This window comes from Chitinophagales bacterium, assembly GCA_020636535.1.
Lineage (GTDB): Bacteria > Bacteroidota > Bacteroidia > Chitinophagales > JADIYW01 > JADJSS01.
On the sequence record JACJXT010000011.1, the window covers coordinates 691,421 to 718,351 of the forward strand.

21 protein-coding genes are annotated in these 26,931 nt (G+C 29.2%); 10 read left to right on the top strand and 11 right to left on the bottom strand.

The genetic code is table 11. The features are described from left to right. Positions 1-147: 147 nt before the first annotated feature. The 3 genes from H6553_03320 to H6553_03330 form a co-directional block, all read right to left on the bottom strand. Positions 148-423 (bottom strand): hypothetical protein, encoded by a 276-nt coding sequence (locus tag H6553_03320; GenBank protein MCB9032844.1) that lies wholly within the window; start codon positions 421-423, stop codon positions 148-150. A 114-nt stretch (positions 424-537) separates the two neighbouring features. After that, the gene (locus tag H6553_03325) at positions 538-1,476 is read right to left on the bottom strand and encodes a hypothetical protein (GenBank protein ID MCB9032845.1); all 939 of its coding nucleotides are present in this window, start codon (positions 1,474-1,476) and stop codon (positions 538-540) included. Positions 1,477-1,614: 138 nt separating this feature from the next. After that, on the bottom strand, positions 1,615-3,063 hold the full coding sequence (locus H6553_03330; protein MCB9032846.1) for a hypothetical protein: 1,449 nt from the start codon (positions 3,061-3,063) through the stop codon (positions 1,615-1,617). 135 nt (positions 3,064-3,198) lie between these two features. On the opposite strand from H6553_03330, the gene H6553_03335 reads away from it, so the two are divergent. From H6553_03335 to H6553_03355, 5 genes are all read left to right on the top strand, one after another. Next, the gene (locus H6553_03335; GenBank protein MCB9032847.1) at positions 3,199-3,531 is read left to right on the top strand and encodes a type II toxin-antitoxin system RelE/ParE family toxin; all 333 of its coding nucleotides are present in this window, start codon (positions 3,199-3,201) and stop codon (positions 3,529-3,531) included. A gap of 4 nt (positions 3,532-3,535) precedes the next feature. Next, positions 3,536-3,868: a helix-turn-helix transcriptional regulator gene (locus H6553_03340; protein ID MCB9032848.1), complete on the top strand. Its 333-nt coding sequence runs from the start codon at positions 3,536-3,538 to the stop codon at positions 3,866-3,868. A gap of 76 nt (positions 3,869-3,944) precedes the next feature. Continuing rightward, positions 3,945-4,517 (top strand): guanylate kinase, encoded by a 573-nt coding sequence (gene gmk / locus H6553_03345; protein ID MCB9032849.1) that lies wholly within the window; start codon positions 3,945-3,947, stop codon positions 4,515-4,517. Positions 4,518-4,523: 6 nt separating this feature from the next. Next, positions 4,524-5,552, top strand: a complete 1,029-nt coding sequence (proB, locus tag H6553_03350) for a glutamate 5-kinase (protein MCB9032850.1) — start codon at positions 4,524-4,526, stop codon at positions 5,550-5,552. A gap of 197 nt (positions 5,553-5,749) precedes the next feature. After that, the gene (locus tag H6553_03355; GenBank protein ID MCB9032851.1) at positions 5,750-6,526 is read left to right on the top strand and encodes a hypothetical protein; all 777 of its coding nucleotides are present in this window, start codon (positions 5,750-5,752) and stop codon (positions 6,524-6,526) included. A gap of 12 nt (positions 6,527-6,538) precedes the next feature. Here H6553_03355 and H6553_03360 read toward each other — a convergent pair whose 3' ends face one another. The 3 genes from H6553_03360 to H6553_03370 form a co-directional block, all read right to left on the bottom strand. Further along, positions 6,539-7,483: a hypothetical protein gene (locus H6553_03360; GenBank protein MCB9032852.1), complete on the bottom strand. Its 945-nt coding sequence runs from the start codon at positions 7,481-7,483 to the stop codon at positions 6,539-6,541. Between the two features lie 119 nt (positions 7,484-7,602). Continuing rightward, positions 7,603-8,193, bottom strand: a complete 591-nt coding sequence (locus H6553_03365) for a Crp/Fnr family transcriptional regulator (protein ID MCB9032853.1) — start codon at positions 8,191-8,193, stop codon at positions 7,603-7,605. Between the two features lie 715 nt (positions 8,194-8,908). Continuing rightward, positions 8,909-10,165: an aspartate kinase gene (locus tag H6553_03370; GenBank protein MCB9032854.1), complete on the bottom strand. Its 1,257-nt coding sequence runs from the start codon at positions 10,163-10,165 to the stop codon at positions 8,909-8,911. Positions 10,166-10,252: 87 nt separating this feature from the next. On the opposite strand from H6553_03370, the gene fbp reads away from it, so the two are divergent. After that, positions 10,253-11,263, top strand: coding sequence for a class 1 fructose-bisphosphatase (gene fbp, locus H6553_03375; GenBank protein MCB9032855.1), 1,011 nt, complete (start codon positions 10,253-10,255; stop codon positions 11,261-11,263). Then, entirely contained in the window at positions 11,260-12,849 is a 1,590-nt protein-coding gene (gene bshC, locus H6553_03380; GenBank protein ID MCB9032856.1) for a bacillithiol biosynthesis cysteine-adding enzyme BshC, read from the top strand. Before fbp ends, bshC begins: the two co-directional genes overlap by 4 nt. 135 nt (positions 12,850-12,984) lie before the next feature. Here bshC and H6553_03385 read toward each other — a convergent pair whose 3' ends face one another. Both H6553_03385 and H6553_03390 read right to left on the bottom strand, forming a co-directional pair. Beyond that, positions 12,985-13,638, bottom strand: a complete 654-nt coding sequence (locus H6553_03385) for an outer membrane lipoprotein carrier protein LolA (protein ID MCB9032857.1) — start codon at positions 13,636-13,638, stop codon at positions 12,985-12,987. Between the two features lie 42 nt (positions 13,639-13,680). Continuing rightward, positions 13,681-16,236, bottom strand: a complete 2,556-nt coding sequence (locus H6553_03390) for a DNA translocase FtsK 4TM domain-containing protein (protein MCB9032858.1) — start codon at positions 16,234-16,236, stop codon at positions 13,681-13,683. Positions 16,237-16,466: 230 nt separating this feature from the next. On the opposite strand from H6553_03390, the gene H6553_03395 reads away from it, so the two are divergent. The 3 genes from H6553_03395 (at position 16,467) to H6553_03405 (ending at position 22,698) form a co-directional block, all read left to right on the top strand. After that, on the top strand, positions 16,467-19,409 hold the full coding sequence (locus tag H6553_03395) for a TonB-dependent receptor (protein ID MCB9032859.1): 2,943 nt from the start codon (positions 16,467-16,469) through the stop codon (positions 19,407-19,409). Between the two features lie 479 nt (positions 19,410-19,888). After that, complete coding sequence (locus H6553_03400; GenBank protein MCB9032860.1) at positions 19,889-21,841, top strand: AAA family ATPase; 1,953 nt, start codon at positions 19,889-19,891, stop codon at positions 21,839-21,841. Further along, on the top strand, positions 21,838-22,698 hold the full coding sequence (locus H6553_03405) for a hypothetical protein (protein MCB9032861.1): 861 nt from the start codon (positions 21,838-21,840) through the stop codon (positions 22,696-22,698). The genes H6553_03400 and H6553_03405 overlap by 4 nt, the downstream gene beginning before the upstream one ends. Here H6553_03405 and H6553_03410 read toward each other — a convergent pair. The 3 genes from H6553_03410 to H6553_03420 are packed head-to-tail and all read right to left on the bottom strand — an operon-like array spanning position 22,691 to position 26,866. Further along, positions 22,691-23,635 (bottom strand): hypothetical protein, encoded by a 945-nt coding sequence (locus tag H6553_03410; GenBank protein ID MCB9032862.1) that lies wholly within the window; start codon positions 23,633-23,635, stop codon positions 22,691-22,693. The two genes, H6553_03405 and H6553_03410, sit on opposite strands and share 8 nt — an antisense overlap. Positions 23,636-23,660: 25 nt before the next feature. Further along, positions 23,661-25,217: a glycerol-3-phosphate dehydrogenase/oxidase gene (locus H6553_03415; protein ID MCB9032863.1), complete on the bottom strand. Its 1,557-nt coding sequence runs from the start codon at positions 25,215-25,217 to the stop codon at positions 23,661-23,663. After that, complete coding sequence (locus tag H6553_03420) at positions 25,214-26,866, bottom strand: FAD-binding oxidoreductase (protein ID MCB9032864.1); 1,653 nt, start codon at positions 26,864-26,866, stop codon at positions 25,214-25,216. The genes H6553_03415 and H6553_03420 overlap by 4 nt, the downstream gene beginning before the upstream one ends. Positions 26,867-26,931: the final 65 nt, after the last annotated feature.

A 26,931-nucleotide genomic window follows, 5' to 3' on the forward strand; every position in this document is an offset into this window, starting at 1 on the left:
TAAATTTTTAACTGTGATTAATATTTGTTTTTTTATTTTATTGTGTTACAAAGTTTGTTTTTAGTCTGTTTTTTTACAATTCAATTTTATGCATTTTGTGAGTACTCTTTTTTAAATATTAGATATAAAATATTGATTATCAATTTATTACTTTGCATAGCTTGCGTTTGGATGTACGCCCATAATTCCGTCAAAACATTTTGTACACAGTATGCCTAATTCAGAACCTACTTTTACATCTTGATAATCGTGTACTACAATTGTTTTATTCAATTTGAATTTTTCTTGTAACTCTGCTATGTTTAAAACAGCATCGAAATAAATCCATTCTCTACAATTTTCTGACCATACTTGTCCTCGATAGACTTCTAAATAGCCAATAGATTTTAAATAATCTTCTATAGGTTTTAAATGAATACACATAGTTTTTAATTAAAAATAGTTGTATATTATTGTTCTGTTCTCGCAGCGTCTCTCGTAGAGGACGCTGCTTGGAAATAAGTTTTTCTGTTTTATGGTTTTTGATTTTTAGTTAGATTATAAATCCCAACCTTTAATTAAATTATTGAGTGGTTGCCAAGTAGTAGTTAACAAAGTTTGTCTTCCTTTATCAGCTCCATTAATAGCATCATCTTCTTTATTTCTTGTAAATTCAGCATAGGTTTTGGTATCTAAATCAACAAAAATAATAAGCGTAACAGGTTTTGAATTGTAGGTGATACTTGAGAAGCTATGTGTGTAAGATAAAGCAATAGCAAAATCTGCTTTCGTCCAATCAATTGGATCAGTATCCATATTTCCATTTGGTTTTTTAATTAAGTCTGTAATTTTATAACCCCAAAATAATCCACCAGAAGAATTTATATTATAATAAAATAAATATTCTTGTGTTTTTAAATTAATAAAAAAAGAATTTCTTGTATCGTATGATGAATTATAAGTTTCATAAACTTCAAAATTGCAATTAATAGTACCAGCATTTGCCCAATTGCCTATTGCTTGAAAATCATCAAAGAATGTAGTATACTCATATAATTCAGTTACGCCTTCATCATCTTGATAGCTTGGATATAGTTGATTGGTATTGTCATTATTCATTATTAACCAATCTCCAACATTTGAAATGTTTGTCCAATTTGGAAAATTTCTATCTGCTAAATAAACTTCATTGTTGTGATTAATAGATAAGTTGCCATAATTTGCAATGATAGTATTTGCACCAATTGGTCTGCTTTTTACATATTGTAGTTGTATATTATCTGCAGTTGTGCCTACAATATTAAACGCTGCTTTCTTTGGATTGTTAGCATCTCTTAAATCATAAAATTCAACATCGCCATCTTTTAACATAGAATTTGATGGTACAATTTTTCCTTTTAAGTCAACAGTAGTTGTTGTATTTGTAGAATTGTCTTTTCCGCAGGATATTATTAATACTATTAGTAATGCTGCAATAATTTTTGTTGTTGTTTTCATTGTTATTGTTTTATGAATACAAAGTTGTAGCAAATAAAAAATGAAGCCAAATGAAAAAATGGCATTTTGTGAGTGATTTTGCTAGATGTACTTGTGTAAGTAATTGAATATCTGAATATTAAATACCTTATTGCTAATTTATTTTTTAGAAATATTAGATTCTATTTCTATTTTTAGCCAAGTATAAATCGAAACTAATTTTATTTCAGGATCACAATCTGACTCAAAATCTACAATCATTTTTTGTAGTGTTGAAATATCTTTTTCCGACATTCTTTTTTGTAGTAGATTTTTTTGAGATATAGTGTATAATTTTTTATATAATAAAGCTATTGGTTGATAAAATATCATAATACCTTCTGCATATTTTGGTTGTAGCAAACTGTTGATGATACTTAAAGCAGTATCGTATTCTTGTAGTAAATAAAAGTAAGCAGATTTAATTACTTTAAGCATATAGTTTTGTGGAAATGGTGCTGAATCTAAATCGTAAGAAATATATTTTGATAAATTATTGGTATCTTTTAAATATAAATAACATAGTAATCTACTTTGTAGCAACATGTTTTTATAAAGCAAATTGTCTGTAGAAAAATCGTGTTCTAAAACGCGTAATGCTTCTTTATACATTTTGTTTTTTACCAAATTGGTAACATAGTTTACATAAAAAACAGTTCTGTGTTTGGGAAAATCTTTATCGATACTTAGTTTTACTTTACTTAAAATTTCATGAGCTTTAGCAAAATGTCCATTAGCAGAATATTCTTTACCTAATGCCATTTGTATTACTACACTTTGTTCGTTATACAAAGTATTTTTTTGAATTATTTTTTCTATGGCAGCAATAGCTTTGTCAAAACTTTCTAACTTTAAATTAAGTTCTGGATAATATGATTTTGCATAATTATTATAAAAGACACTTAAATTGTTTTCATTTAGTTTTCCAGTAAAATAGACCTCAATAGGTTGTGTTATATTTTCTTTTTTATGTGCATAGCATAACCAATTTATTTGTGCAATCGACAAATTCATTCGTGAACAAGCAACAGCATAGTTATCTTTCAATAATGTTTTCCAAGTTTCAATATATTCAGGAAAAGCATCAATTCGCTTAGCAACATCTGGTGTAATATGATGTAAATTTTGTAGCAGAATTAATTGTGCATCTAAAGCAAAATTGTACGAAGCATATTCATGTTGTTCAGTAATTAAATTTTCATATTGTTCAGTAATGCCATGTAGATACTTCATTTTATCATAAGCTTGTATCAACAACCAATTGTTGTATGCTTCATTATTTTTTACAATGTGTTCATGTTCTTTTTGTATTAAAAATATTTCTAAAGCTTCTTTCAATAAACGAAGTTCATTTCGCCATAAATAATCATTTTTTTCAGAATACGACTTGCCAAATAGTTTTTTAAACAAAAGCTCTTTTTGTAGTTGTTCGTCGTTTTTTGCACCAACAATTAATTTAAACAACTTAGTAGTTCGCACTTTTTTTATAGTAGAAAAATAACTATTCAATTCTTTCGAATAATTTTCTTCTGTTAATTTAACCAACTCAATTACTGGATGCAAAATCATATGGTTAAGTTAAATAAATCTTTAATTGAGAGTATATTAAATTATGATTGGAGATAAAAACAAAATTCAAAAAGTTTCTATATAACTCAACTTTTTTATTTATATTTGTATTGAAAGATTTAATACGATCATTGAATGAACAAAAATTTTGAAGTAATATTTCTTGAACAGGCACTTGACTTTTTAGAAAACTTAGACTTAAAAACGAGAGAGAAGATATATTATAATATTGATAGAGCTAAACTTGGACTTGACCCAAAACTTTTCAAGAAACTTTCTGATAATATTTGGGAATTTAGAACGAAATATAATGGAATACAATATCGACTATTCGCTTTTTGGGACAAAACAAATAATACTGAAACTTTAGTAATTTCTACGCATGGTATTATTAAAAAGGTAGATAAAGTACCTAAAGTTGATATTGAAAAGGCAGAAAAAATAAGAAACGAATATTTTGAAAGTTAAACATATGGCAACAAAAGATAAACAAATGAACATGATGACTCTTGAAGAATTAAAAGATAGAGACCTAGGAAAAATTGGTACTCCAGTACGAGACAAATACGAATTTGACTTAAAAATGGAACTACTTGGAATAATGATAAAATCAGTTCGAAAAGAAAGAAAGCTCACTCAAGAACAATTAGGAGAATTAGTTGGTGTTCAAAAATCACAAATTTCAAAATTAGAGCGGAATACTAAAAATGTTACTATTGAAACAATATTAAAAGTTTTTCAAGCATTAAAAGCCAATGTAAAATTTAGTGTAGAAATGAATAAGGCAGAATTTAAAGTAGCATAAAAAAGTAATATTTAATATACTACAGAGATTTTTAATATTCATTACCATATTCTAATTTGCTTGTTTATCTTTGCGTATGCAAAAAGTCATCATTCTTTCAGGACCATCAGGAGTTGGTAAAAATACGCTCGGCGATGCCTTAATGCAACAGTTTCCAAAATTGGCATATTCTGTTTCTGCTACTACAAGACCAATTAGAGATGGTGAAGTAGATGGTAAAGATTATCACTTTATTTCTGTAGAAGCGTTTAAGCAAAAAATAGCTCAAGACGAATTTTTAGAATGGCAAGAAGTCTATAAAGACAATTTCTATGGTACACTTAAATCAGAGTTAGATAGAATAAATCAACTAAACAAATTTCCACTATTGGTAATTGATGTGTATGGTGCCATCAATATCATGAAAAATTTAAAATTTAAACCATTGTCTATTTTTATTGATTGTCCGAGTTTGGTAGTCATTAAACAACGCCTAGAAAAAAGAGGCACAGATTCATCAGAAAAAATTGCTAAGCGACTAGAAAAAGCAAGTCAAGAAATATATGAAAAAAAACATTTTGATATTGCTATCGTCAATGATGATTTAACCATAGCACAACAACAATTGTACAGTATAGTCAATTATTTTTTAAATTATTGTAGGATATAATATATTATGAATAAACCTGTTTTAGTTTATAAAATTGGTACTTCTGGTATAACAAATAGTACTGGCGAAGTTGCTTTAGATGTAATTAATGCTATTGCAGAACAATTATCACATCTAAATAACACATATAATATAGTTATAGTTTCTTCTGGTGCAGTTGGCACAGGAAAAAAGTTTCTTACAAACTATAGTGGAAAAATTGAAGAACGAAAAGCTGCTGCTGCAATTGGAAATCCTTTGTTATTGCATGAGTATACTAAAGCTTTTCAACAATATAATATTGCTATTGCACAGAGTTTATGCGAAAGAGAACATTTTTCTGATAGAAATAAATTTTTACAACTTCGTAGCACTTATCAAGAACTTTGGAAAAACAATATCATTCCTATTGCCAACGAAAATGATGTCGTTTCTTCTTTCGAATTAAAATTTTCAGACAATGATGAACTAGCTACTCTCCTAGCAATAAATTTTAATGCACAAGTACTGCTCATTGCTACAAGTACTGATGGATTGCTAGACAATAATCATCAATTAGTAAAAACCATATACGATTTTGATGAAACAGTGATGTCATATGTAAAAAAAGTAACTTCATCAAGTGGTTTAGGTGGTATGTTGAGTAAACTAACTTATGCAAGATTGGCAACATTAATGGGAATTAAAGTACATATTTTCAATGCCAAAGCTCCAAATGCCATTAACGATGCATTAGCAGATAAAATTGGAACGGTTTGTATAGCCAAACCTATTCAAAAAACAGCCAAGCAAAAGTGGTTGGCAAGTGCAAGTATCATCAATGGAAAAATTATAGTAGATGATGGTGCGAAGAAAGCATTGCTAGAACGAAAAAGTTTATTGGCTGTTGGTGTTAAAAATATCATTAGTGAATTTAACGCACTAGAAGCTATAGAAATTTTAGATATAGAAAATAATACTATTGCAATTGCACGAGCAAAGACAGCATCTGAAGAAATAAAAAATCCAACAAAAAATACGATTTTAGCACACGCAGATGATATTGTATTGTTGTAGGACAATTTATTATACCGTTCGTCATTCAGAGCGAAATGTAATGAAGCGAAGAATCTCTTATCTGTAGTATTGATAAAATATCTAATGCTTAAACCATAAGTTATAGGAAACAAATTATACATTTTTTTCAAAACAAAACTCCAAATTTCATATCTTTATAATAGAATTTCAATACAACTAAAAACAGATTAATACCAATGCTATATTCTCATAAAAACACCTATTTAAAATACTGTTATGTGCTTTTCAGTCTGCTTCTAATAAGTTCTTGTAGTAAAGATATTACCACACATAAGTCTTTTACTTGCGATAGCGAAGCTGCTTATGCCAATTGTCTAACGCCAAAGTTTTCACCAGAATATTATATTGATCAAGGTGTAAAATATTTCTTAACGATGGAGTCAACTGTTCCAGCCAATGTACAACCAAATTATTCAGATTTAGTTGTTCGTTGGGAATGGCCACCTTGGTTATTATTAACTGGCTACACTAGAGATGGATTAATTGTTTCTGATATTGTGCTTAAATTAAATCCTACAGCTTATGACACTATTGATTGTCAGTTTTTTGACCAACAACCTTTTTGTAGATGTCATGTAATTTTTGATTACAGTGGTGAAAAATGTCCGATTTATGAAGAGTTTACTTTTAATGACCAAGGTGAAATTACATTTATAGAAGCTTGGTCTGATTATCCTAGTTTAATTCCAATGCAAACTACAGATTATTGGGCAGAATCTCCTACTGTTTATAGACTGTCTGCTGTTGTTCCTGGATTAGGCAATAAAACAGGTAAAATAAATCCAAATGTTGCTTGGATGTTAAAAGCAGCTGAAGCAGATACTAACTTAAGTGATCTTATTCATAGAATTAATGACCCAATAAAAACTTGGTTCGACCAACTTATTGAACATCAAGAAGAACTATCACATGGTTGCGAAAAACCAGAAGGTGATATATTTCCTTATAAATAAAAATATATTTAATTAATAATTAAAGTCTTTGTTTTTTAAAGAATCTAAACCCACTGTTGCTCTTCTTTCATTTATAGTTTCTAAATCATCTGGTAATTGTACTGGACTCATAATAAATTTTCCAGTTGCCTTGTCTTTTACAAACTGAGTTCCATAGTATTGTACATTATTTACTATTAAAGAATAACGGTCATAATAATAAGCAAAATCTATACTTGAAATTTGATAAGTGGTATATAGTTTTTCAATAGTTGGATAGTATTTAACAATAGTCTCATCATTAGAATGATGAATGACGCTCCATGCAATATCAGCAATATTACCATAATTTTTAGCTGTAGGAAATCCATATTCATCTATAAGCTTTGTAATTTTAGGTAAATATTTGTTGGTTAGTATTGTAGAAATTTTGTCTATTTTATTAATAAATAAAGAATCGATAACAAATGTAGAGTCAAACATATTGGCTGTAGTTTCCCATGTTGCATTATTTCTATGAAAGCTTTTATTTCTATTTAATTTCAATAAATAATAAGCAAGTTCATAGTTCCCATTATCAGATATAGTTTCGTTTATAATAACTTGAGTACTGTCATTAAAGGTATTCTTTAATTTTTTATCTGCTACTTTGTCAAAATCTTCTGCCAAATAAATACCATCATAACCAATATATCTATCTATTAATGCTTGATGTTTATTAATTAAATCTTGTAATAAATCTTTATCTTTTAATTGAATTGCAGAATACATTTGCAATCTAAAGAAAATGCCTTGCCATACATCATTATAGGTAATTATACTATCTTGATGACTGTTTATTTCATCTATAACTGTTTTATAGTTTTCATTATAATAGTTCCATAATACATTATGGTGAAAATCAAAAAAATCGAAATCTTTAGAGTTTACAGTAAAAGTACATATTATAAAAAATAGGTTAATTAAAAATGTTTTCATTGTTTCTACTCTATACTTTAAGATATTATAATAACTCAATATAAACAAAAATATTGTATATAATAAGAAAAAAATATAGAGAGGGAATTATTAAGGTGGTTAATAACTTTAACACTGTTTTATAGCATATGCTCTTGTGCTAATTCTTTGCGAACTCTGCTTAAACTTTCTGGTGTAATACCTAAATAACTAGCTACCATTGTTTGTGGTACTCGTAATAAAATATCTGGATAGGTTTTTACAAAATCTAAATAACGCTCTTTAGCAGAACTGGCTAATAATTGATAAATTCTTTTTTGTAAACTATAAATATGTTTATGTAATAGCTGATTACTATATATATTATAAGCTGGATTTTTTTCTATCAATTGATTGATAATATTTTCATCTAACATCAACAACTTAGCTTCTTCTATTGCTTGAATATTAGTCATTGCTGGTGCTTTAAAAAACTGACTGCTTCTGTCTGCTACAAACCAATTTTCTGGTGCAAATTGTATGATGTGTTCTTTGCCTTGTTCATCAATAATAAACTGACGCAACAAACCTTGTTCTACAAAAAAAGAATGCATACATACATTGCCTTGTTGTAGTAAGAACTCATTTTTCTTTACCAATTTAATGCTACAGTTTTGTAGTAGTTGTTCTACAAACTCGTCGCTAATTTTTACATTAGAAGTTAAGTACGAAGTAAAGTTGAATCTGTTCACTAAAGTATAAATATACTAAAGTTAAATTAATTTTTAGTATTAGTGCTGTTACAAGTTTCCTTATGACTGCACTAAATTAGACTAATTTTTTCTTGTTTGACTATACATTGATGAAATATGTTTAAATAAAACATATTTTATCTTATTGTTTTAGTGTATTTGTTGAGTACTAGTTATTATACAGATATTATCCTTTATCGATACAAGAGATACTGGAATCTACTTGTTCTGTATTATGTCTATCGACAGGTAAAGACAGTCAAGTTCAGCAAGACAAGTGCTATTCTATAATAAAATAGATTAATCATTTTTTCGTTCCTCAAAATTTCGCAAAGACGATTGTAAAAAAAAGGTTGGTAATAAAACCAACCAGTAAATGAAAAATGGCACAAAACTACATCCTGAATTTATTTCAGGAACTTTTAAATATATTCCGTCATAGCGAGGAGGTACGACGAAGCTATCTCTTACTTCCAACCGTCATATTGAGTTTACGAAGCTATCTCAATCTTTTATAGATTGCTTCATTTTTTCGTTCCTCAAAATTTCGCAAAGACGAGTACTTTTAACTATTTTGCTCCTATTGGTTCATTTGAAGCATTTATGAAAGATGAACCAATTCCACAAAACGAAGAATAATTTTTCATAATTTATAGATACTATAAGTGATATAAATAGTCTAGAATCTATTATCTAAATATCTAGTGTCTATATTTTACTTCAACAATCCTTGGTAAGTGTCGGTGCTTCTTTGTGCTAGTAACTCCGTTCTGTTTTGTCGGTGTTTGCTTATAGTCGCTTCGTCGTAATGTCTAATGGTAAGTAAACTTAAATTGTTTTCAATGGCAATAGTAAAATCGTTCGCTAAAATTGTATTAACCGCTTCAATTTTTTCTGGAATATCATTTACAACCGCTTCAAACGAAATAGCACCTTGTTGTAGCATATTGAGTTTAAGTTTAGCTTCATGAAAAGCATGCATTAAACCAGCCAAAACATCTTCTTGTATAAAAGAAAAATCTTTGGTGTGTAGCGTAATTAACGATTGGTTGTTTTTTACAATTCGTATAGGCGGTAAATTAGCTTGGTCTTTTTCGCCAACTATAGTTCCTTTTCCATCTGGATTGATAAACGAACGAACATGCAATGGAATATTTTTATTTTGTAGTGGTTTAATGGTTTTAGGATGAATAACCGTAGCACCATAAAAGGTCATCTCTACCGCTTCGTTATATGATATTTGATCTAAGAAAATAGCATCTTCAAAAACTCTTGGATCGCCATTCATTACACCAGGCACATCTTTCCAAATGGTTTGATGTTCGGCATCTAAAATATTAGCAAAAATAGCTGCGGTATAATCAGAACCTTCTCTACCTAAAGTAGTCGTACAATTTTCATCAGTACAACCAATAAAACCTTGTGTAATTACAATTTGCATTTCAATAATACTAGGTACGGTTTGTTGTATTTTTTCAGAAGTTAAAGTCCAGTCAACAATAGCTTCTCTGTATGTAGCATCTGTTTTAACTACATCTCTAGCATCTAACCAATGATTTTGTAAACCAATGTCATTTAAATAAGCAGATAATATTTGCGTAGACAACATTTCTCCTTGCGATACAATTTGGTCGTATACATAATTGTATTGCTCCATTCTATCTTCTTCTAATTGCCATTGCAACTCGTTAAATATATTTTCAATAGTATCAAAAACAGCGTGGTTTTCATCAAACAAGTCACTACAAATTTTTAAGTGATTATTTTTTACCAATGCTACTTTTTCTGCTAAATCGGCAGATTTATTATAATATGCATTTACAACATCTTCTAGTGCATTTGTTGTTTTTCCAGTAGCAGAAACAATTACTACTAATTTATTTTTACTTCCATAGTTAGCAATAATATTGGCTACATTTTTTATTCCAGTTGCATCTTTAACAGAAGCTCCACCAAATTTAAAAACTCTCATTTTTTATTTAAAATTTTGAATCTGCAAAGATAAATAATTATGTGTTTTACTTTTTAATTTTATCTTTGTTTTTATTCAATTTAATATATGCATAAGGTTAGCGAATTAATTACTTTAGATGAATTTATCATAGAAAGACAAGCAAGTATTGAAGATGCAACTGGTGAGTTGTCTGGTTTATTAAGAGATATTGGTTTGGCTTGTAAAATTGTGAATAGAGATTTACGAAAAGCTGGTTTGGTAGATAATATTTTAGGTGAGGCAGAGAAAACAAATGTACAAGGAGAAGAAGTTAAAAAGTTAGATGAATTTGCTAATGATATTTTAAAGCAGTGTTTACAAAATAGTGGCGAGTGTGCTGGTGTTGCTTCTGAAGAGGAAGATGATATTGTTGCATTTCCTAGTAGAAAAACAGCGAAGTATGTAGTATTGTTTGATCCTTTAGATGGTTCATCTAATATAGATGTAAATGCTACTGTTGGAACTATTTTTTCTATCTATAAAAGAAAAACAGAAAGTGGTGATTTATGTGCCTTGGAAGATTTTACACAAAACGGAAGTGAGTTAGCTGCAGCTGGATATGTTATTTATGGTTCTTCTACTATGTTGGTGTATACAACTGGTAATGGTGTAGATGGTTTTACACTAGAACCAAGTATTGGTGAATTTTGTTTGTCGCATCCAAATATAAAAACGCCTAAAAACTCTAATATTTATTCAGTTAATCAAGGTTATTATAAATCATTTCCTAAAGGCGTTCAAGCATATTTAGATTATTGTACCAGTACCGATGGTAAAAAAGCTGGTTCTTTAAGATACATTGGTTCTATGGTTGCCGATTTTCATAGAAATTTAATTAAAGGTGGTTTGTATATGTATCCATCTACTAATATGGATGTAAACGGAAAACTACGAGTTGGTTATGAGTGTAATCCTATGGCTTTTATACAAGAACAAGCTGGTGGTTTAGCTTCTAATGGGTTCATTAGAATTTTAGATATAGATTATGTAGAATTGCATCAAAGGACACCAATATATATAGGTTCAGAAGAAATGGTAAAACAAGTAGAAAGCTATTTACAAAAACATGGTGTATGATGATAGAACACTTGAGTTTTGCTCAAACCAATCAGTTGGCTTCATCGGTTATAGATTATATAGAAAACAAATCTAGCATTCAAAGTATTTTACCAAACACATTTGGTTTAGATAGTTTACCGAATATCATTCAAACCAAACAAAATAATTTTTTGCTTGATAGAAGCCAATTAGTACAAGAAATTTTAAATCAGTATAACAATTTTTCTACAACAGATACCATTCAACAAAATATCAACTTGTTAGAAAATAATAATTGCTTTGCAGTAGTAGCAGCACATCAACTCAATATTTTTACTGGACCATTTTATTACTTATATAAAATTATAAGCACGATTAATACTTGTAAGTTGTATAATGAAAAATTTACAAGCTATCAATTTGTTCCAATTTTTTGGTTGGGAAGTGAAGACCACGATTTTGATGAAATCAATCACACTACTGTTTTTGGAAAAGACATAGCATGGCAAAATCAACAAAAAGGTGCTATGGGAAATTATAGTACTGTTGGTATTGATGCTTGCATTGCTGAAATAAAAACAATTTTGGGCGATTTACCTTTTGCGAATGAAGTAATTGACTTGTTTGAAAAAGCTTATGCAAAAGAAAATTTGGCTCAAGCAACAAGATATTTACTTAATGAATTGTTTGGAAATGATGGTTTAGTTATTGTTGATGGTAATACAAATTTCTTTAAGCAACAATTTAAAACAGTAATGAAAGAAGAATTGTTACATCAATCTTCAAAAGCATTAGTAGAACAACAAAACGAAATATTACAAGCCAATAATTATAAAACGCAAGCATACGCAAGAGCTATCAATTTATTTTTTGTTGATGAAAACGGAAGAAATAGAATTGAGTTAGACAATCATCAATACCAAATTGTAGATACTAATTTGATTTTTTCTAAAGATGCAATCATCCATGAATTAGACAATTATCCAGAAAAATTTAGTCCGAATGTAATACTACGACCATTGTTTCAACAACAAGTTTTACCAGCAGTTGCATTTGTTGGCGGAGCAGGAGAGTTGCAATATTGGATGCAATTGCCAAAAGTTTTTGAGCATTACCAAATACCATTTCCACAGTTAATTTTAAGAAACTCAGTACTTTGGATCAATAAATATCAATACGAAAAAATGAATAAGTTAAATATTAGTATTGAAGAAATATTTAAACGAGAAGATGATTTAATTAAACAATTTGTTCAACACAAACAAGAAGACTTACAGTTAGATGAAGAGAAAGCATTGTTGAGCAGAATTTTTAAAATTATTCAACAAAAAACTAATGCCATTGATAGTGCCATGCAATCGTTTGTAGAAGCAGAGCAACAAAAACAAATAAAAGCGATAGAAAATATAGAAAAGAAATTTAGCAAAGCTATAAAGTCGCAAAATGAAACAGCTATAAATCAAATTGCTAAACTAAAAGAACAATTGTTTCCAAATGGTATTTTACAAGAAAGAGTAGAAAATTTTTCTAGTGAGTATGCTAAATATGGTAAAAAAACAATAGCGTTGCTTAAAGAACAACTCTATCCATATCAAAATGAATTTGTAGTAATAATTACAGATTAATAGACCTACCTGCTCTTTCTTCGTCCATAATTTTGAGGAATGAAAAAATAAATGGAATCTATCATAAAAGATTAAGATTTCTGCTTTCGCAGGAATGACAGTCGAATGTATAACAGGTTATGCTAATAAAATTACTTACAACCTTAAATCTTCGATATATACACCTTGGTGTTTGCTAGGATCAAATTTATAAAAATCGTCGCTATTGGCTGTATTTGATTTTGTTGAAGTTACAGTATAAATATATCTAGAGCCATTTTTATCAAAAATCTTTAATTGTTTAATGTGGTTGTTGGCATCTATCCAAATTCTAATTTTAAAGTATGGTTTAGATTTATCTTTTGGCATTAAGTCAACCGTTTTACAAGTAATACCAGCTACTTTTTCAGAGGTATTGGTGATATAGTTATAATCGGATTGATAGATATTAAACATATTGGCTGGAGAAATTTCGCTCTTGTTGGGCTCATAATCGTTAATTTGAACTTCATTAATATCTTTTAGATAAGTCCAAACAGCAGTTTTGTTGCAATAAATTTCTTGATTGCCCAATTGTATTTTATACATTTCTCCTTTTAAATACACTTTGCCTTCTTCTATGCTTGCTTTTTTATTTGGTATTTCGGTAGTTAGTTTAAAACTTACTTCAATAGACTTATAAGATTTATATTTTTTACTAACATTATCTAAAATAACCTTGGCTTTTGCATCATTATTGGAAGCATTGTTCTGTTTATTTGGTGTGAACAGAAGAAGTAAACTAGTAAAAAAAGTAAACAACAAATTCATAATCAGTTATTTATAATAAAATGGGTTAAACAATAAAATAATTTAGGAATATTCCTGCAAAATTCGTTCCAATTCTTCATCGGTCTTTACATAAACATCTCTTGCTTTGCTTCCAAGATTAGGACCAACGATGCCAACAGCTTCTAATTGATCCATTAATCTACCAGCTCTAGCATAACCTAAAGCCAATTTTCGTTGAATTAATGAAGTAGAACCAATTTGATTAGACACAATTACACGAGCAGCATCTTCAAACAAAACATCTTTTTTGCTCATATCAATGCCTGCACTATTGCCTTCTTCTTTCGGATCTATATATTCTGGCAATTCATATGGTTCTGGATAACCTCTTTGTTTGCCAATAAAATTAGTAATGAGTTCTACTTCTGGTGTGTCTACAAAGGCACATTGTAAACGAATAATATCGCCACCTTGCGACAGTAACATGTCTCCTCTTCCAATAAGTTGATCTGCTCCACTAGCATCTAAAATAGTTCTAGAATCTACTTTTGCAGTAACTTTAAAGGCAATTCTTCCAGGAAAGTTGGCTTTAATTGTACCAGTAATAATATTTACCGATGGTCGTTGTGTTGCTACCACCAAATGAATACCAATAGCTCTTGCTAGCTGTGCTAATCGTGCAATAGGTTGCTCTACTTCTTTACCAGCAGTCATCATTAAATCGGCAAATTCATCAACAATTAAAACAATATATGGCAAAAATCGATGTCCATTATTTGGATTTAATTTTCGACTCAAAAACTTTTTATTGTACTCTTTAATGTGTCGAACTTTGGCCGCTTTTAATAGCTCATATCTTTCATCCATTTCAATACACAAAGCATTTAAAGTGTGAATTACTTTTTTGGTATCGGTGATGATAGATTCTTCTTCGTTTGGAAGTCGTGCTAAATAATGATTTTCTATTAGCGTAAACAGTGTTAGCTCTACTTTTTTTGGATCGACCAATACAAATTTTAATTCTGCTGGATGTTTTTTATACAACAAAGAAACCAAAATAGCATTTAATCCAACCGATTTACCTTGACCAGTTGCACCAGCCATTAATAAGTGTGGCATTTTTGCTAAATCGAAAATATAATCTTCGTTAGAAATAGTTTTTCCAATGGCAACAGGCAAAGCAGCATCTGTGTTCTTGAATTTTTCGCCATCTAACATAGAACGCATAGACACCGTACTCTTTTTCTCGTTCGGAACTTCGATACCAATAGTACCTCTTCCTGGAATTGGTGCTATAATTCTAATACCTAAAGCAGATAAACTCAATGCAATATCGTCTTCTAAATTTTTAATTTTTGAAATACGCACGCCTTTGTCTGGAACAATTTCGTACAAAGTTACTGTTGGGCCAACCGTAGCTTTTATTTTAGAAATACCTATATTGTAGTTGCTTAGTGTTTCTACAATTTGATTTTTGTTTTTCTCTAACTCGTCTTTGTTGATTTCAATATTGCCATCGCCATGTTCTACTAGTAAACTAGTGTCTGGTAGTTGATAATTTCCTAAATCTAGTTTTGGATCGTAGAGCGTGTCATCATCAAATTCTTCTGCATCATCATCACTATCGTCTTCGCTACTTATACTATCTTCATCAACTTCCTCTTCATCTTTTACTTCTTCTAGTTGATTTTTATCTATCACACCAAAAGCTTGTATGGTTTCTATTTCTAAGTCTAAATCGTCTTTTGTAGTAGTTTTTTCTTTCTTTTTACTTGATTTTTCATCGTCATCACTCAATTCTAACTCTAATAAATTACTATCTTCTTCATCTTTATTAGCATCTTTTTCGTCTTCAGCAACTATTTCTATATTGTCGATTTCTAGTTTGTCTTCTTCTTTTAGTTTTTCAAATGTTTTATCTTTTTGATGTGGAATTGGTTCTACTATGTCATCTGGCAAAATAGATTCTAATGAAAAACCTTCTTCCTTTTCTAAATTTTCATCAATATGTTTATTCTGATTAGCTGTATTAATAATTTGTCTTCGTTTAAGTTGTAATGCTGCTATTTTAGAACTAGCAATACTATACATTCGTTTGAATTTGAGTCCAAGTAAAGCTACCGTTAGTGCTAATAATAATAAACCAGCACCTAATCTACCTAGTAAAGTAGAAAGCCATTCATAAAATAGATTACCTACATTGCCACCAAAAGGAAATTCTGTATCTGGAAATAAAAATGTAAATATAGTAGCACCTAAAATCAACCAAATAATAGTATTAACAACTAGTCGAGGTATTTTAAATATTTTTTCTTTTAGTACTAAATTTATTCCTACTGCCGATAAAAAAGAAACCACCAAGAAAGAAGCGATACCAAACCAATCGTAAAAAAACAAATGTGATAACAGAGCACCTAATCGTCCCACTTTATTGGCTACAATAACATCTCTGCTAAATAGTAGTTTCCATGAAAAATCAAGTACTTTATCTTGGTCTGCTTTCCAAGTAAAAAAGTAAGAAATAAAGGCAATAAACAATAAAATAGCAGTAAATAAAGACACAAATCCAACTGTAGTTAGCATTCGGTCTTTATTGATAACACCATTTTCTGTTATTTCTGTATTATTAGACATCATTAAAAAGCTAAGGTAAAAGTAAAGCTACTTATAAAAAAGCAATACTTACTAAACGATGTGCAAAACCAATATTATAATTAGATATTAAATTCAAAAAAAACTAGTTTGCTAGTTTAATAATCATTTTCTAGTACTCATTTATTGGTAATTTACAATTATCAACAGTAATTTAATTTTATTTTCGGTTTTTTTATAATTCTAGCTAGATATTTGTGTGGTAAATATACAATATGAAGCGAGCGATATTTTTACTGATATTAAGTTTTTTTATAATAGATGGATTCAGTCAGTCAACAAAAAATACTAAAAGTGCTACTACAGCCATTTTGTTAAAAGGAAAAGTAATAGATGCAATCACTAATGAAGAATTAATTGGTGTAAATATTTTTGTAGATGGCGATAAAATGAAAGGTACTGTTACCGATTTTGAAGGTAATTATGAACTAGAAGTAGCTAAAGGCGAAACAGTAGTGTATAGATATCTTGGCTATGAAGAACAATCATTTGTTATCGATAATCAAACAACTATAGATGTTAGCTTAAAAGAAGAAGCACTACAACTTAATACCGTAGTAATTTCTGCTTCTAGAAGAAAAGAAAAGATGTTAGATGCTCCAGCTTCAATTTCTACTATTGATACCAAAGAAATTCAAAGTAAAGCAACTACAGACATTAGCGGACATTTAAAAGATATTGCTGGTGTACACATGATGCAAACTGGTTTACAAGGAGCAAATCCATCGATAAGAGGTTTTAACGGATTTTTTACTACAGATGTGTTAACACTAACCGATTATCGTGTAGCAAAGTTGCCAAATACTGGTTTAAGTCAGTATCAAATGTTAGCACAATCTGATGATGATATTGAAAAAATAGAAGTGCTAAGAGGACCAGCTTCTGCATTATACGGACCAAGTGCTAATAATGGTGTTATTCACATTATTACAAAATCGCCAATTGACGAACAAAAAACTAAGTTTGGAATTACTATTGGTGCAAGACAAAAAATTAAAGATACTTTGCTAATGAAAGACCCAAATTCTCCTAGATTTGATGAGTCTTCTTTACTGAAAAGAGGTATTTATGGTGCTTCTTTTTATCATGCGGATACCATTATGAACAAAAAACCAAATTTAGATATTGGTTACAAAGTATCTGCTAAATATTTTAGAGCATTAGATTGGAAATACGACGATTTAGGCGATCCAAGTACAATCATAAAATTTAGAGCAAGTAGCGATAGTGTTTATTATTTATTGGCTGATGGATCAATCGACCAAAACGGAAAAGGTACTGAAGTAACTAATGAAAGAGACGAACAAATTAACAATGGTTCTGTAGATGCAAGAATGGATTTTAGGTTTAAACAAGACTTTAATTTTGTATTGAATGGTGGATTTTCAAAAACACATGGCATTATTGCTAGTCCAGTTGGTGCATTACAAAACGAAGGTTGGAATTACTACTATGCACAAGCACGATTTTCTTGGAAAGACTTCTTCATACAAACTTATATGAATGGCAATAATTCTGGCGATTCTTATTTTGTTCCAGCTGGTGGAATGTATATCGATAAATCTAAAATGTATGCTTTACAAATTCAAAACTCATCTACCATAATTAAACGAATCAATTTATCATATGGTTTTGATGCTTTTTGGAATAGACCAAATACAGATGGTACTATCAACGGAGAAAATGAAGACAAAGACAATTTAGATGAATATGGAATTTATTTTCAAGGAGATTATCAACTGCATCCAAGATTAACATTAGTAGCTGGTTCTCGTTTAGATTATAATACAGTCAACAAAAAAGTATTGTTTTCGCCAAAACTAGCATTATCATACAAGCCAGGAACAGGTCATAATTTTAGATTTACATTTAATAGAGCTTATAAAACACCAGGTATTGCAGGATATTTTGTAGATGCAAAACAAGCAGAGATTCCTCAAGATATAGAAGTAAGAAATGTAGGTACACCAAGAAATGGTTTTCATTACAGCTTTGCCAATAATCCATATTATGATAACCAATTATTGCCACAATTTAAATCGCCTTATGGTACAACAGCAGATGCTTACTATAATGTAAACGATGGTAGTATTAACAACTTAGCATGGAATGGTGTTTTAGGTGCAATTAAAGAACAGTTTTTAGTACAGTTTGGCTTCGATCCAAATAGTCCATTAGGTGGATTAGCAGATCTTTTAATTGGTGCTTTAGCTCCAGGAACAATTCCAGATTCTATCAGACATGTCGTAAAAAACTTAAATACAACTACTAGAAATTTTGAAGACAATACCACTTGGCAAAATACTAAAGATATACAAGGATTAAAACCATCTTTAACTTATAGCTACGAAATTGGCTACAAAGGTGTTATTGCAAAAATGCTAGGATTATCTGTTGATGTATATCGTACAGATTTTAAAAACTACATTGCACCAGTTACTTTAACAACACCAACAGTACAGTTTGATGCTGCTCAATTACTAGCAGTAGTTGCACCAGAAATTGCTGCGAATTATAATGATCCAAATAACGAAGGCATTAAAACTGCTTTAGATGCTTTATTAGATAATAATGAAGATTTAGGTGGTAATGGCAACGGAACTGGCGAAGATGAACTATTGAATTTATTTCAAGATGCATTAAACGCATTGCCAATAGGCGTAATAACACCAATAGAAACTAATGGTGCAGATATGTTATTGGTTACTAGAAATATTGGCGATGTTACTTTATACGGATTAGATGTTGGTGCAAAATTATATTTGTCTAAAAGTATTAGTTTGTCGGCTAATTATTCATGGATGAGTAAAGATTCTATTCCTATTAAAGACGATGCGGTATTTACTTATGTAGCAATGAATGCACCAAAACATAAGTTTAATGTAGGTATGAATTATTATATTGAAAAAATTGGATTGAATTTAAATGCACAGTTTCAGTGGAATGCAGGATTTCCTGTAAACTCTGGTAATTTTATTGGACACCAAAATCCAACTCACGATATGGATATCAATATATCGTATACGCCTAAGTTTTGGAACGACCATTTTAATGCGACGGTATCGGTGCAAAATGTTTATAGCAGAAAACAACAAAAATTTGTAGGCGTTCCAGTAATGGGAACAACTGGAATTTTAAAATTATCTTATACAATGTAGTAGTTAGATTTCTAGAACCAAGATTCTTAGATACTAGACAATTTGCTAGAAAGCTAAATTATTCTAACGCTAACTGAACTTGTTTTAGCATTTATCTGAAATTTAAAAAATACTTTTAACTCATTATCTGATTTTCGTGGTGTCGGAAGTTTTCTTCCGACAGTATCAAAATATTTTTCCCATCAGTGTCACTCATTAAAAGATGCTGATGCTTTCAAAATATAAAAGAATAAAGCTGTTTTGAATGCTATTTAGTATTAGAACTAGAAGTATGAAATACTACAATTTGAGTAACCATGTGTGGAACTCATAGTATAAAAAGACCTAATGCGTAATTTTGGTTTATATACTTAGTATAATAAAATGTAGTGAAGTGGTTTTTAGAAATATCCTGAATATAAAATCTTTACTAGTAGGAATTAATACCTATTTATATAATATTTGTATATTGGATCTTTACACTCATTCGGTTTAAATTTATGAAACTATCAAATAAAACAAAATCAGAATTATTTAGAGCCTTACAAAAAGAGACTAATCTTTTTAGTTTTATGAATCATAATGAACTGATGTTGACATTTCTAAATGATATTTGGGATTTACATGAAATGCCATCTAGTGATTCTAGGTTTAAAGATGCGTATGGAGATATTATTCAACATACTGTCAATAACGATGATTGGACTATTGATTATTTATTTTTAGAAAGACTAAACTTATTTCAAGATGATAATATCTATTTTAGATTTCTTGAAAATTTGGTTAAGGCAGAATATAGAACCAATGATGATGAAGTAATGAAGTTTGTGTTACTTATTAATTCATATCTTGAGAGAGAAGAGCTTGTTTTAACTCTTTATAATTATGACGAGAATGAACAAGCAATTTATTCGGTACAAAAACTTGAGGATAAAGATACATTTATTGATATTGTTCAGAATCAAATTCCATTTTATGTTGTAAAAACACCAAATGACCAACATAATATCTTTTCATCACATAAAAAACCTAGAGATAAACTTGCTTTTGTTTTAGTGCATAACAATAAATGGAATGATTATAGTGCTTGGACAATTTTTGCTCTTTTTTTCTATAAGAAGGATGAAGAGCCAATCTATATAGGTGAAACTAAAATAACTAATGGTAAAGATTATATCACAACCTCTGTTTTGGATGATAAATTTTATTCATTATCAGATTCTTTTTGTTCACTAGGACAGCATTTTTCTTATTATGAGAATCTTAAAAATTCAACAGGAAAATTATTTGAAAGTACTTTATATGCATTAAAAGATGCTGCTTTTTTTTCTGATGTTCACGATAAGTTTGAGAAGAATACTATTTTTATTAAGTCACTTCTAAGAATAGATAACGCAGAAAGACTTTTAAGAGAAGCTAAACATAGATCATATGAATATAACTTAACAAATTTGTATAGTTTTAAATATTTGTTCAAACCTAAATATTCAAAAGAAGAATTAGAAATAAATTTTGATTTTAATAAAAATACTCAACCACCTAATAGAATTTATGCTATTATAGGTAAAAATGGGACAGGAAAAACTCAATTGGTATCAAGGTTACCTTTAGATATCTCTAAAAAAAATATTGAGAGCTTTATACCTAGAGCACCACTTTTTAGCAAAGTAATTGCGGTATCATATAGTATTTTTGATAATTTTGAAATTCCTCAAAAAACATCTATATTTAATTATGTCTATTGTGGTTTGCATACTATTAATCAAGGCAAAAGAGAAATATTAACCTTAAGACAACGAGCTGTACGTTTTCATAACGCATGGAAAAAAATAAAGTCTCTAGAAAGAATGAAGATATTGAGAAAAGTATTACTAACATTTATAGATGAAAGTATTGTAGACAGTTTTATTGTAGAGGAAGAAGAATCAAATGGACTGACAGTTAGCATTGAAGAATTTAATAAAATAAAAGTACAATTAAGTTCAGGACAAAGTATTATTCTATATATTATTTCGGAAATATTATCAAATATTAGGTATGACTCACTTATTCTTTTTGATGAACCTGAGACACATTTACATCCAAATGCGATATCTCAATTGATAAATCTAATTTATGATTTAGTAAATCGCTTTGATTCATATTGTATAATTACTACACACTCACCATTAATTATACAAGAACTTCTGTCAAGAAATGTTTTTGTAATGGAAAGGCATGAAAGTATAAGTTCAATTAGGAAAATTAGTATTGAGTCTTTTGGTGAAAATCTATCAAATTTAACAGAAGAAGTTTTCGGAAATAAAGAGATATCAAAACAGTATAAAAAAATAATAGATAAATTAATAGAGAAGGATTATTCTTATAATGAAATTATTGAAAGTATAGAGTCTGATAATATACCTTTAAGTTTAAATTTAAGATTGTATATAAAAAGCCAATTATTACGATGAAGAATATAAAAGCATACATAGATGATTGTTTTACTTTTCATGAACAAATTGTTGCAAGTAAAAAAAAAAGAAAATCTGACCAAGCTTATAAAGATAGATTAATAATATTAAATCCTATAATAAAAATAAAAATTAAAGAATATATAGCTAATTTTAAGTTAGATAAATTACAGAATTTATTGCCTCATAATTTTAGTAATCCTGAAGAAGAAGATTTAGGTAATTTATATAATTACAAGAATAAAAAATTGCAAAAATTAAAAGTGTTATTAACTACTGATGAAAATAATAGAGTAAATAGTATATGTCAAAATTGTACAATAAGTGAAGTAAATTCATTTGATCATTATCTTCCCAAAAGTGAATTTCCTGAATTTATTGTGAATCCATTAAATCTAATTCCAAGCTGTACCAAATGTAATGGACAAAAAAGTTCTATATGGAGAGCAAATGGAAAACGAAAGTTTTTAAATCTTTATATAGATAAACTACCTAATATTCAATATTTATTTGTGAAAGTATTAGTGCAAAATAATGATATTGATATAGAGTATTATTTAGATGCGAAAAATGGAATTGAACAAAACTTTTTTGAACTATTACAGTATCATTATGATAAACTTAATTTATTTGAAAGATTTAAAGAAAATAGTGATATTATTATTTCTGAGTTAGAGATAGAGATTTCCAAATATTTAAAAAGATTATCAATTGATGAAATTAAAAATACAATCTTAGAAGAATGCCAAGATAATTATAGATTACTTGGTAGGAATAATTGGAAACTAATATTAAAATCTACCTTAATCAATGATATGGATTATTTAGAAAGGTTTAATACCAAAAATTTTATCTAATAAAACACACTTTTTGTGTTAGGCATTGTAGTGTCATTGGTGCGTTGCCAATGTATTCACCATCCATATCAATAGTAATTATATTTTTATCTGATGATTGTATGGTAATTTTTTCAAATTGATGGTACTGCACTTCTGGATGGTCTATTTTAATACATTTTTTTACCGTACCTAAATTTTTAAAGTAATCGCCTAAGCTAACATCGCCAATAATGATAAATGAAAATAAGCCATCGTCTACTTTTGCATCTGGAGCAACACCTAAGCCATTACCAAAATATTTTCCGTTAGCAACTACCATGTTGACGACTTTTCCTTCCCAACAAAAATCATCATTAAAAGCTTGTACACTGGTGTTTTTATAAGTAGCTAATGTTGAAGTAATCGACCAAAAATAATTAATGTCTGCACCTAACCAACTTGGCATGGCATCTTTTCTTTTTACGGTTTCGCCACCCATGCCAACATCAGTTATATTCATAAAAAAACGAACCGACTGTTGTTGATTGTTGTTGTAATATTGCACCCAACCGATGTCTGTAAGTTGTTGACTGTTATTATCTATTAAACTTTTTATATTTTGAAGTGTAGTATTTTTATAAATTGTTTTTACAAAATCGTTAGCACTTCCTGCTGGATATATACCAATTTTTAATTGAGCAATTTTATGCCAATCAAAATCGTTGATGTTTCTATTATCGTTGAGTTGAAAATAATCTACAATGCCATTAATGCCTTCGTTGAGTGTTCCATCACCACCTACAAAAATGAAATGAGTACATTGTTCTTCTATGGCTTTTTTACATAAAGCAGACATTTGTCCAGCATAAGAAGAAATATATAATTCAATAGTATAAGTATTAAAAGTAGATTTAATTTCTTGTTCAACTTTATTGAGTTTCTTAATTTTTCCGTTGATGATAAAAGCAATCTTCATAGTTATTCATTTAAAGATACTCAAATTATTTCCAAGAATGCATAATTTGCCATTCCTTTTTGTAGTGTTCTATTTCGTTAGCTACTTGTTCTTCTGTCCAATGTAATTCTTTTTGCATAATGCTGACAATACTATTAATTAATGCTTCATTCCATTGTTGCATAGCATAAGAGATAATTGTTCTTCTAGTCAATACATCGGTTAATCGTACTGCATGTTGGTGTCGTATAAAAAACAAAACTTCGGCAATTGTATAATTAAAATCAGTTATTGTTTGTAAGTACGATTCATTTTCTTGAATGATTGCTGCAATTAGCGAAGCATTTTTAATGCCATACTTATTTTTAAATTGGTCAATTAAACTTTCTAAAACAACTTCTTCATTTTGTTTAGAACTAATAATATGTTTTTCTGTAATGGTTAAAATAGTATTTTCTGCCATCGATAAGAAAGAAGTCAATTTTCCACCAGAAATAGTCAGCAAGTTATCGTTGTTCCACCAAATATTATAATCTCTAGAGCGTTGATTGCTTTTCTTACTTTCATCGTTATCGTTTAACAAAGGTCGTAATCCTGCATACACACTTAAAATATCATCGTAGGAAAGTTGTTTGTTTTTTAGTTGAGCATTTAAACTATTTAATATATAATCTATTTCTTCTTTTTCTGTCCAAATGGTATCTAAAGACTGATTATAATCTGTATCTGTAGTTCCTACAATATTCAAATTCTCTTCCCAAGGAATACACCACAACATTCGTCCATCATTATTTGTTGTAGGAAATAAAAGCACACAATCTTTAGGTAAATGGTCGTTGCTTACAATTAAATGTATGCCTTTACTAGGAGCCATATATTGTTGTGTATCATTTGGATTGAATTTTCGCAGTGTTTCATCTGTCCAAATTCCAGTTGCATTGACAAAGACTTTACTTCGTATATTAATCAATTGATTATTTAATATGTCTAAACATTCTATACTTGTAACTTGATTATTATTAGTAATAAAGTTTTGTAGTGTTAGATAATTTATAGCAATAGCACCTAATTCTGTTGCTTGCTGAATGACTTCATTGGTTAATCGTGCATCATTGGTTTTAGCATCGTAGTAGATGTAACCACCAATCATGTCATCTGTTTTTATTTGCGGAAATTTATCTTTTACTTCATCAATTTCTAGTGAATTGTGTTTAGGTAAAGAAGTTTCGCCACTTAAATAATCGTAACCAGATAAACCTATATAGTATTTTAATTTATTTAATCTTGATTTATAAATTGGCATAAAAAAAGGTTGTGGTTTTATTAAATGCGGATATTCACTTAATAAATGTTCTCTTTCGTGTAATGCTTCTCTAACCAATTTAATTTGTAGTTGTTGTAAATATCTCAAACCACCGTGAATTAATTTTGCAGAACGAGAACTTGTACCAGAAGCAAAATCTGCTTTGTCAATAATTAAAGTCTTCCAACCTTTTCTAGCAGCTGTTAAAGCAATACCAGCACCAGTTATTCCACCACCTATTACAACTATATCAAATTTTTCATTTTTTAATTTATAGATATGATTATTTCTTATATTCATTTATTGAATAATTTTCCAGGATTTAAAATGTTTTTAGGATCTATTTTATTTTTTATACTTCTCAAAATATCTAAGCCAATAGGATCACTGTATTGCAAATACCATTTTTGATGATCGTATCCTACACTATGATGATGTGATACTGAACCATTATTTCGTTTAATTGTATCGGTCACTAAGTTTTTAATTTCTTGCCATTGTTCAATCTCACTGCCTTTATGCATTGGCGTAATTAAGGTAAAATACATACAAGCTGCATTTGCATAGATATGCGAAATATGTGCTAAAAATAATCCTTTATTTTTATTAAATGCTTTTGATTTTTCTAGTTTGCTTGTTAACTCTTGGTGTAGTTTTAAAACATCATTCCAATGAATAAGTGTTTCCATCGTATCTATATATACAGCATGTTCTACAAATGTATCACGCAAATAAGGTGTTTTAAATCTGTTGGCAGCCCAATTTTCTCCAATACTACTTGGAGCAATCATGCCATCGTATTTATCCACTAAGTTTTTTGCATAAACCATTTGCGAAGCAGAGTTATAACTATTTTGTACAAATCGCATAATCAATACACAAGGTTCATTGAGATTTTTCCAATCTAAAATAAATTTTTGTGCTTCTTTTTTAAATTGTTCTACTAGTCCACCTTTCTCTGTATGATTATTACCTAATTTAGAAAACAACATCGTTTCTTTAGCATCAGACAATCGTACTACAGATGGTTTGATGTCTGCTTGTGCAATAGCTTTTAAGTAGTTGGTGCCTTGTTCAAAATTTGGAAACAATGCTACTACCCAACGATAACTTTTTGGTAGTTTTTTAATTTTTACGGTTACTTCAGTTACAATACCTAAAGTACCTTCGCTTCCTACAAATAATGGCATTAAGTTTATTCCACTAGCATCGTGAGAATAGTCGTTAGTATATAAAGTTCCTGTTGGTGTTACTACACAAAGTTGTTCTACTAAGTCTTCAATTTTTCCATAGTACGAAGACTCTTGTCCAGCACCTCGTGTAACTACCCAACCACCAAGTGTAGAATATTCAAACGATTGAGGAAAGTGTCCTAATGTAAAACCTTTTTCGTTGAGTTCGTCTTCTAAATCTGGACCTAAAATTCCTGCTTGAAATGTAGCAGTAAAATGGTCTTCATCAAAAGCAATCATTTTATTAAAGTGTTGTAAGTTAATACAACAAGTAAGCGTTGTTTTATTGGTTTGTGTTAAAGCACCTACTACATTGCTTCCACCACCAAATGGAATAATTTTTATATTATTATCATTACATTGTTGTACGATGTATTCAATTTCTTGTTTGGTTGTAGGATAAAAAACAAAGTCTGGAGCAATAATATTGTCGTTTTTGCAAATTCTAATGACATCGTAATAGCTTTTTCCAAGTGCTACTTTTAATCGGTCGCTATCTTTAAAGCTCATTTTTTTTTGAGGAATAGAAGCAAAAATGTTTTTAATTTCTTCCGTTTTTTTATCACTCAATTGAGCTAAATTAAATTTGGTAGGTGGTTTAAATTCTTCTCTAAACGAAGTTTGCCAAAATTCTTCTAAGTACTGTTTTGCTTTCGGATAATCATTTATGTGTTTACTTTCTTCAAGATTTCCCCATTTCCACCAATCTTTGTTCATTTGTTTTTTTAGCCAAATATAATCATTAAATAAAATGTATTTGTAGATATTCTGCTACCTTTGCA

Excerpts from the sequence above, each read along its gene's own strand:
- proB (MCB9032850.1), top strand. The coding sequence starts at position 4,524 with ATGAATAAACCTGTTTTAGTTTATAAAATTGGTACTTCTGGTATAACA.
- H6553_03330 (MCB9032846.1), bottom strand. The coding sequence starts at position 3,063 with ATGATTTTGCATCCAGTAATTGAGTTGGTTAAATTAACAGAAGAAAAT.
- gmk (MCB9032849.1), top strand. The coding sequence starts at position 3,945 with ATGCAAAAAGTCATCATTCTTTCAGGACCATCAGGAGTTGGTAAAAAT.
- H6553_03400 (MCB9032860.1), top strand. The coding sequence starts at position 19,889 with ATGAAACTATCAAATAAAACAAAATCAGAATTATTTAGAGCCTTACAA.
- H6553_03385 (MCB9032857.1), bottom strand. The coding sequence starts at position 13,638 with ATGAATTTGTTGTTTACTTTTTTTACTAGTTTACTTCTTCTGTTCACA.
- H6553_03395 (MCB9032859.1), top strand. The coding sequence starts at position 16,467 with ATGAAGCGAGCGATATTTTTACTGATATTAAGTTTTTTTATAATAGAT.
- H6553_03335 (MCB9032847.1), top strand. The coding sequence starts at position 3,199 with ATGAACAAAAATTTTGAAGTAATATTTCTTGAACAGGCACTTGACTTT.
- H6553_03390 (MCB9032858.1), bottom strand. The coding sequence starts at position 16,236 with ATGATGTCTAATAATACAGAAATAACAGAAAATGGTGTTATCAATAAA.
- H6553_03320 (MCB9032844.1), bottom strand. The coding sequence starts at position 423 with ATGTGTATTCATTTAAAACCTATAGAAGATTATTTAAAATCTATTGGC.
- H6553_03340 (MCB9032848.1), top strand. The coding sequence starts at position 3,536 with ATGGCAACAAAAGATAAACAAATGAACATGATGACTCTTGAAGAATTA.
- H6553_03370 (MCB9032854.1), bottom strand. The coding sequence starts at position 10,165 with ATGAGAGTTTTTAAATTTGGTGGAGCTTCTGTTAAAGATGCAACTGGA.
- H6553_03420 (MCB9032864.1), bottom strand. The coding sequence starts at position 26,866 with ATGAACAAAGATTGGTGGAAATGGGGAAATCTTGAAGAAAGTAAACAC.
- bshC (MCB9032856.1), top strand. The coding sequence starts at position 11,260 with ATGATGATAGAACACTTGAGTTTTGCTCAAACCAATCAGTTGGCTTCA.
- H6553_03405 (MCB9032861.1), top strand. The coding sequence starts at position 21,838 with ATGAAGAATATAAAAGCATACATAGATGATTGTTTTACTTTTCATGAA.
- H6553_03410 (MCB9032862.1), bottom strand. The coding sequence starts at position 23,635 with ATGAAGATTGCTTTTATCATCAACGGAAAAATTAAGAAACTCAATAAA.
- fbp (MCB9032855.1), top strand. The coding sequence starts at position 10,253 with ATGCATAAGGTTAGCGAATTAATTACTTTAGATGAATTTATCATAGAA.
- H6553_03415 (MCB9032863.1), bottom strand. The coding sequence starts at position 25,217 with ATGAATATAAGAAATAATCATATCTATAAATTAAAAAATGAAAAATTT.
- H6553_03360 (MCB9032852.1), bottom strand. The coding sequence starts at position 7,483 with ATGAAAACATTTTTAATTAACCTATTTTTTATAATATGTACTTTTACT.
- H6553_03325 (MCB9032845.1), bottom strand. The coding sequence starts at position 1,476 with ATGAAAACAACAACAAAAATTATTGCAGCATTACTAATAGTATTAATA.
- H6553_03355 (MCB9032851.1), top strand. The coding sequence starts at position 5,750 with ATGCTATATTCTCATAAAAACACCTATTTAAAATACTGTTATGTGCTT.